We start from the raw sequence: 7,402 nt of genomic DNA on the forward strand, positions 1-7,402 counted from the left end.
TATGATCTTTTGATGATTGGCATCAAAACAAGACTAAACAAGAGTTTACACAAAAGTTGCAACGGCAAGCTCAAATTGAAAAAACACACCTGCCAAAATTATTGTCGCGTGAAGATTTAAAAATTCGTTGGCAGATGAACTCTCGTCAAAGTGTTCATCAAGTTGCTAGTAAGCCTGATTTTCCGCAACCCGTTTTTGCTTTTAATCATGGTAAGACGCCACTTTACTTAGCAACTGAAATTCAAATTTTCGAAATTAATCACCCTTGGGTAATAACTCCCGGTGCTCGTCTTGCTTATAGTCATTGGATCCTTCGTAATGTGATTGATTAATCTTGAGATTTGGCTCTAGGCTTTTTATCGTTGGCGCTAGCCTTCTAATACAAATAATACCCATCGAAATGGGTATTAAATCTACCCTTGACAAGTGTCAAGGGTGTAAGTGCGCATTGACCTCGTTTCACTCGGTCTGCTGATAACCATAGAATCAATTTTTGCCATGGTTGAATTGAATGTATTCTTAATTCAACTTATGCTTACACTTAACTAAGTTTGTTATGCTTTAGATACTTAAAAAATGTTGCAGATTCCACTGTTTTAAGCCAATTTTTTTAATCGTTCTGTGCAAAGAATCTTTATGAGCTTGGTAACAAATTTTGAATAACGGTGCTGTAAAATCTGTAAATTTAAACTGAAATCATTATTTTGATGTTAGGAGTAATCAAGATGGACGAAAAGAAAGTATTAAAAACCATTGATGAAATGCTTGCTGATCCTTGGCAAGTTGATATTCAAGAATTGTTTGAAGCTTCTGTCAATGAACCTGACGAGATCAAAAAGAATTTGTATGATTCCTTATACACTTATGTTTTGCAAAAAAGACAAGAAGATATTATTAATCGTCCTGGCTTCGTTATTTAGCCCTCTAATAGCCTGCTGAGGGCTTTTTATTTTTGCTTTGGTATAAATATATATAAACAGTCTCAAAATCGCTAGAAACGAGAAATAAGGCCCTTAAAAACGAATATAGCAGTTAGATTCTTGTTAAGATTCAGAAAAACTAACTGTTTGCTGTCAATGGTAGCGGACGAGCGTAGCGTGGGAGCATAAGGAATTGACAGCTCTAAACCAGTCTTAACACTGAAATGGCGAAAGCCAAAGTTTTATAGAAACTTTGCTTTCCTGCCTAACGGCGAGTGAAAAAGCGGTCAAGCTGGTTCAGCTTGGACGGGGTTCGGGGCGTCAGCGCCCGAATAAACGTGGCTTGCCGCACCTTTTAAGCAACGAACAGCGTGAGGCGCAAGGAGCTGTGCGACTGGAGTTTAATGTGAGCCGGTTTTTGGCTCACTCCTTTGTGTTTTTTTTGTTTTAGGTTTGTATCTCGTACAGTGGTGCCTCTTATATACCTCTTTTATAAACCTCTTTTAAACCTCTTTTAGACCCCTCTTGCGCCTTACTCCCCCAAGGCGTACAGAAGTTTATCGACTACATTTTGTCTGTTTATCGACTACATTTTGTCTGTTTATCGACTACATTTTGTCTGTTTATCGACTACATTTTGTCTGTTTATCGACTACATTTATTTACTCCTGTATTCAAATAAGGTAGTATTATTCAAGGAGGTTATTTTATGAGCAATGAATTAGTCAAATATGACCCTGAATTAAATACAATCCCCTTGCGAAGGTTTACTCCTGTAGAAATGAACTTGTTCTTTTCTGTAGTTTCTAGAATGCGTGATAAAGGTGATGATACTGTTAGATTTACCTTTGATCAGTTAAAAGAGTTAAGTGCCTATAAGCCAACCGCAAATAATCGGTTTATTGATGACATACAAAGTACATATCAAAAAATACTAGGTCTTAGATTTGGCTCTCGAAGTAAAGATGGTCTTGATAGAGAGATGTTTGTCATGTTCACTCGATTTGAAATTAAGGGATCTGCAGACGTTCCTTATGTTGATATTCAAATTTATCCCAAAGCGTTGAAACTTCTAAATAATCTCGAAAGTTGGGTTCGTTATGCTTTGACAGAGTTTCGAGATTTAAAGAGTAGTTACGCAAAAACAACTTTTCGTATTCTTAAACAATTCCGAACCACTGGTTATGCTTATTTTTCTAAAAATGATTTCTTTGAACTACTAGATATTCCACAAAGCTATTGGAGTAAGCCTGCGAACGTTGAATCTAGGGTTATTCGCCCAATTAAGGAAGAACTAACCCCTTTGTTTAGAGGCCTAACTATACGAAAAAAATATGGTAAAGGTCGTGGGAAACCAGTGATTGGTTATACTTTTACTTGGAAGCCTGAAAGAAAAGACGCAAACGACTTTTCTCAAGGTAAGTTCCAAGATGAGCGTCAAAAACTTTTTAATATCCAGAATAATGGTGAATTAACAGAACAAGAAAAATGGCGTGCTACCGATAAAGTTAAAGGCCTACCACTAGGCTCAACTGAAAAACAGATTTTAGCCGAACGACAGATTGAGCATGATAAAACAATAAGAGATCAGACAAGACAAGAAATGCTTTCTGAACTCCGAAAGGGGTTTGGAAAACATGCCTAAAACTATTAGAGAACTTGCTGATGAATTGAAGGTCTCTAAACAAACTATTCAATATCACTACCAAAGACTACCAACAAAGAACCAACAAAAAGATAGTCAAGGTACAAACATGATTAGCCTTACAGCTGAAAGGATTATTAGGGACAAGGTAGCAAAGCCTTTGGTAGCAAAAGATCAACAAATAGGTAGCAAAAAAGCGACAAAGACTAGCAAAAAAAATAATGAGCTAATTGCTACTCTAAGAAAACCGGACACAATTGGACGCGGCTGGCTTTCCCAATGCCAAAATCACTATTTCTAACGCATTGGATGAACACATCATTACCTCGCTGTTGCACGAAGGCGCACCGATCGATAATTTTGGTATCGGTGAAAAGCTCATCACTAGCGCGTCCGCACCGGTTCTAAGTGGCGTCTACAAGCTTGCGGCAACTGAGAGCAATGGTCAGAGCACCCCCAAGATCAAGGTCAGTGCCAGTCGCGAAAAACTAACGATTCCTGGTGATAAGCAAGTCTATCGTCTGTACGAACCAGGAACTCAGCGGGCCTTTGCTGATTTGATTGCACTAGCTACCGAGACGATCGTTGATGCGACCAGCCTAACCGTCGTCACCAGTGACCCACTCAGTGTCGACCGTCAACAGCGACTCACCCATTTTGAAGCCCGGCCCTTACTCGCGCCGGTAGATTTGTCCAACACCACGTCAATTCCGGTTACAACCATTCAGGCAACGACCCAGGCTAAACTTGCCGAGCTCCCACGAACAACCCAGCGGCTCGTCAACCCAGATCTTTACCCGGTCTACATGACGACCACACTCAGCCAGTTACAAACTAGTTTGTTGAATAAAATGACGATACTAGCAGATTAACAAACGAACACGCGTAGCAACGACTAAAGCCACTTCTGTACTTAGCGTTTAAATGACCGCTAAGTACAGAAGTGGCTTTAATTTATATCAAGTAACACTTAGCTCACTGACCAGTAATTTGATCATGTTCACCCGGGGTCAATATTTTGGTCATCACCGTAATCAGATACGCTTGTTCGCGCTCAATCTCAGTTCCCGGCAATTCCAGCATTAACCGCGCTAGGTAACCGAATAGCTGCGATAACAAACTTTGCAGTATCAAATCATTCGGCCAATCCACAATCAAATGATCTGCTTTTAGTTGATTTATGACACTTCCCATCTGCTTGACCATCTTAGGCGCAATCTGGCTAAGAAGCTGTTCGCGTCGTTCGGCGTCAAAAGCTGCCATTTCAAAAATGACCTTTAACTCTTTCACGTTAGCTTTAGCAAATGCAACTCGGTCCGTAAAAATTGCTGTGACGAATGCCTGTAGACTGGGATAACGCTGCCGTAATTTATCCTCTGAAAAATCACTCGCTAAAATTGGCACAATGTGCGCGGCAATTGGTGCTAAGATGGCATCCCGTAAGGCAGCCTTAGTCTTATACCGCCGATAGACCGTCCCCTCCGCAACGCCGGCCCGTTGTGCAATATCACTAGTACTGGTCTGGTCAAAACCCTTTTCAGCAAACAAATCGAGACTTGCCTGGAGGATGGCCCGTTGCTTAGGTGGAATCGTTTCATTCTGACTTAGATCCTGTTGAAAATAATCCCGTATCCGTGATCGTTCCATATCCTCACACCTTCCGATAACGTTTCATTCCAACAATATTCAACATTGTTAGTACGACCATAAACCCTACTAATATTAACAAATTGACACCAATATCGCCAAGCCCAGCACCCTTTGTCACAACAGCCGTCAACGCATTAGCACCATAGTATAACGGCATGATGTGGGCAATTGCTTGCAACCAACTGGCCATGCCATCGACTGGAACCAACCCAGCAAAAAAGATTTGTGGTACAACAATCAGTGGAATAAACTGAATCATTTGAAATTCTGAGTTAGCAAAGGTGGAAATAAAGATACCCAAGGTCAAAGCCACTAACGCTAATAATAAGTTAGTCAGAAAGACCAGCCAAATACTACCAACTAAGTGAATCTTGAAGACCGTAATTGTAAAAACAACGGTCAGGACAGTCTGAATGATGGCAAAGCCCCCATAACCAATTAGATAGCCCATAATAATTTCACTCCGTCGAATTGGGGTTGCAAGTAGCCGGCTTAGGGTTCCAGTAGTACGTTCATTCAAAAGTGAAACGCCAGAAATCAAGAACACAAAGAAGAAGACAAAGAAACCGAGAAAGGCTGGCAAAAAGCTTTCAAAGAACGTTGAATCACTACTACCATAAATATAATGAGACTTAGTCGTATAACTGGTTGCTTTAGCTGACTGAGTCGAACTAGACGTCGTGGCTGTGGCTTGCTTGAGTTGCTTTTGTAATTTCTCAGCAGTTGCCTGGTCACCGCGGGCCTGGGCTTGTGCAATGGCAGTCTTCAGCTTGGTCACCGTTGCTTGTGTCTGGGCTGCTGTCAGCTTCTTCAAAGCGGCTTGTTGCGATTCAAGGGCCGCGCGCTGTTTCTTAGTAACGGTCACCAGCGTCTTTATTTTCAACTTGACTAATCCTGATTGTAAACTCGCCTTAATTAAAGACGTGTTGGTTGGATTGCTATTTGAATAAGTAATCGTCAATTGACCATTTTTCTGAGTCAAATAGCCATCTAGATCATGCTGCTTAATCATTTTCCGTGCCTGTGAACTATCATAATGATGAATCGTCACGTTTTTGGTATCGATCACGTTAACCACGGATTGGTCTACATGATGAACACCCAAGCTTGCTAATTGCGTCGTGTTGTTTTGAAATAAGAAATACATCAGCGTCATAATCAGCAATGGTGCCAAAAACATCAGCGCCAAGGTACGCTTATCACGTAACATTTGCTTAAAAACTCGTCTAACGATTGCCATCGTTCGCATCTTGCATCCGCCCCGCTTTCAAAAAGACCTGTTCGATCGTATCTACTGCATACTGTTGTTTCAGTGCCGCGGGTGTCCCCTCAGCAAGCGCAATCCCGTGCCGAATCAACATGAGATAATCACACCGTTCTGCTTCGTCCATGACATGCGTTGTCACGAGCATCGACTTACCGGTATCCTTGAGCTTATTTAGTTCGGTCCAAATTTGTTGCCGTAATTCTGGATCAATCCCAACGGTCGGTTCATCTAAAATCAATAATTGGGGATCCTGAATCAGGGCAATTGCCAACGACAAGCGCCGTTTCATCCCACCCGAATAGCCACTGACCCGCTTGTCTAATTGGGACGTTAAATCAACTAATCCGGCTGCATAATCAATCATTTGTGCTAACTTTATTTTTGGAACGCTCATCAATTGCCCAAACAAGGTCAGGTTTTCACGGGCCGTTAGTGTCTCATACAAAGCGTCACTTTGGGCCATATACCCTACTTGCGCCATTACCGCCCTATTGGGCATCACCGTATCCATGACTTTAACAGTGCCACTATCCACAGCTTCCATCCCTAAAATACTCTTGATCAAGGTGGTCTTCCCAGCTCCTGATGGCCCAATCAAGCCATAAATCATTCCAGCCGGCAGTGTCAAATCAATCTGATTGAGCACTTGCTGATGACCAAAGTGCTTGCTGACCTGCTTGGCGATGACATAATCCGTTGCCATTTTAATAACCCTCTTTCTCAAAACGAGTGTATGCTCACTCACTTAATGGCCTTAGTATAATCAGTACATCTCGGTTTGTCAACATTAAAATGAGTTATCACTCACTTATTTTGTTTCCGGCCTATTTGTCACCGCATTGCAAACAAAAATGCGCCACCCCGTTGTTGGGATGTCGCATTTTAATTAAATAGCAGCACTGATATAAGCGTTAGCAATGTTTAAGCCTACCGATTTTTTAATATTATTTTATTCATCAATTTCCGGCGCCGACCCAAGCTCTGCCTGAATCATCCAGATTTTCTTCTCAATTGCGGTTTTGAGACCAATGAAAATATCTTGGGTACTGAAGTCTTTTTCAACATCGGATACTTCAATGCCGTGTTGGTAAAGGTCTTCCAAGTAACGATAGCCATCAACTAAGTGTGCGAGGCGTTCTGGGGTTGTTTTGTCCCATTCACCAGGCCAGTCTTGAATCTTAGTGTTTTCGGCCATTTCTTTTAAGGTCGAGTAAGGACTGCCATCAAGCGCAATCAGCCGTTCAGAAATGACATCGAGTTGGCTGTCAATTTCTTCCATGAACTCATCCATCAAGGGGTGCAACTTCAAAAAGTTGGGTCCACGCATGTACCAATGCGTCTGATGGATAATCATTGACATCTGGCTCAAATCGGCAACGAGTTGATTTAATACTGCTTTGGTTTTCGTATATTTCATTAGATTGATCTCCTTTCGATATGGTTATTATAACTTAGTGGTAGCTTAATCTGAAACGTTATACACTGGCAAATTAAGTTATTTATAGCCCGTAGAATTAAGTCGTTTTGAAAAGATGGAGACGTTAATTGGTAGATTGTAAAATTAATCCGAACGCTGTTCGGACTAATTTTACAATCTACCAATTAAATAAATCTACAATTGAATTTTATTTACCTTATGAAGATGTTCAAAACGCGTTAAAGGAAAGTGCGCAAAACCCCTTTATACGTACAAAGGATGAATGGGTAGTGGGTAACAATGAGTGTAAATTAAATAAGGCACAAAAAAGGATGCTTAAGGATAAAGAAATATATAATCATTTCAATTTAGAAAATATTTCCAGTTCCATCAAAACGGAGCTAAACAAGATAGTGCATGACATCGATGACTAATACTTTAACACCAAACAGAAAGGGGCTATGAATATATAGGGTCTATAACTCACAAATAACCCCTCAAAA

The 7,402-nt window shown here is 40.9% G+C and carries 6 protein-coding genes and 3 pseudogenes; 5 read left to right on the plus strand and 4 right to left on the minus strand.

Going from position 1 to position 7,402, the window contains the following annotated elements:
* Positions 1 to 8 precede the first annotated feature (8 nt).
* The 5 genes and pseudogenes from H3M12_RS12725 to H3M12_RS12745 all read left to right on the plus strand — a co-directional run.
* Positions 9 to 332: pseudogene (locus tag H3M12_RS12725) on the plus strand (hypothetical protein); the annotation flags it as partial.
* 375 nt (positions 333 to 707) lie between these two features.
* A complete protein-coding gene (locus H3M12_RS12730) occupies positions 708 to 920 on the plus strand; it encodes a hypothetical protein (protein WP_054737378.1) in 213 nt (70 codons plus the stop codon).
* Positions 921 to 1,629: 709 nt separating this feature from the next.
* Positions 1,630 to 2,565, plus strand: a complete 936-nt coding sequence (locus H3M12_RS12735; protein WP_063285835.1) for a replication initiation protein — start codon at positions 1,630 to 1,632, stop codon at positions 2,563 to 2,565.
* A pseudogene (locus H3M12_RS12740) lies at positions 2,558 to 2,812 on the plus strand (DUF536 domain-containing protein); the annotation flags it as partial. The gene H3M12_RS12735 and the pseudogene H3M12_RS12740, both read left to right, overlap by 8 nt.
* 1 nt (position 2,813) lies before the next feature.
* Positions 2,814 to 3,437, plus strand: a pseudogene (locus H3M12_RS12745) (nicotinate phosphoribosyltransferase); the annotation flags it as partial.
* Between the two features lie 103 nt (positions 3,438 to 3,540).
* Here H3M12_RS12745 and H3M12_RS12750 read toward each other — a convergent pair.
* The 4 genes from H3M12_RS12750 to H3M12_RS12765 form a co-directional block, all read right to left on the minus strand.
* Complete coding sequence (locus H3M12_RS12750) at positions 3,541 to 4,212, minus strand: TetR/AcrR family transcriptional regulator (RefSeq protein ID WP_168850516.1); 672 nt, start codon at positions 4,210 to 4,212, stop codon at positions 3,541 to 3,543.
* 4 nt (positions 4,213 to 4,216) lie between these two features.
* A complete protein-coding gene (locus H3M12_RS12755) occupies positions 4,217 to 5,464 on the minus strand; it encodes an ABC transporter permease (protein ID WP_182151163.1) in 1,248 nt (415 codons plus the stop codon).
* The gene (locus H3M12_RS12760; protein WP_003581836.1) at positions 5,442 to 6,185 is read right to left on the minus strand and encodes an ABC transporter ATP-binding protein; all 744 of its coding nucleotides are present in this window, start codon (positions 6,183 to 6,185) and stop codon (positions 5,442 to 5,444) included. Before H3M12_RS12760 ends, H3M12_RS12755 begins: the two co-directional genes overlap by 23 nt.
* Positions 6,186 to 6,431: 246 nt before the next feature.
* A complete protein-coding gene (locus H3M12_RS12765) occupies positions 6,432 to 6,899 on the minus strand; it encodes a Dps family protein (RefSeq protein ID WP_003587210.1) in 468 nt (155 codons plus the stop codon).
* Positions 6,900 to 7,402: the final 503 nt, after the last annotated feature.

The organism is Levilactobacillus suantsaii (assembly GCF_014069315.1).
Classification (GTDB): Bacteria; Bacillota; Bacilli; order Lactobacillales; family Lactobacillaceae; genus Levilactobacillus; species Levilactobacillus suantsaii.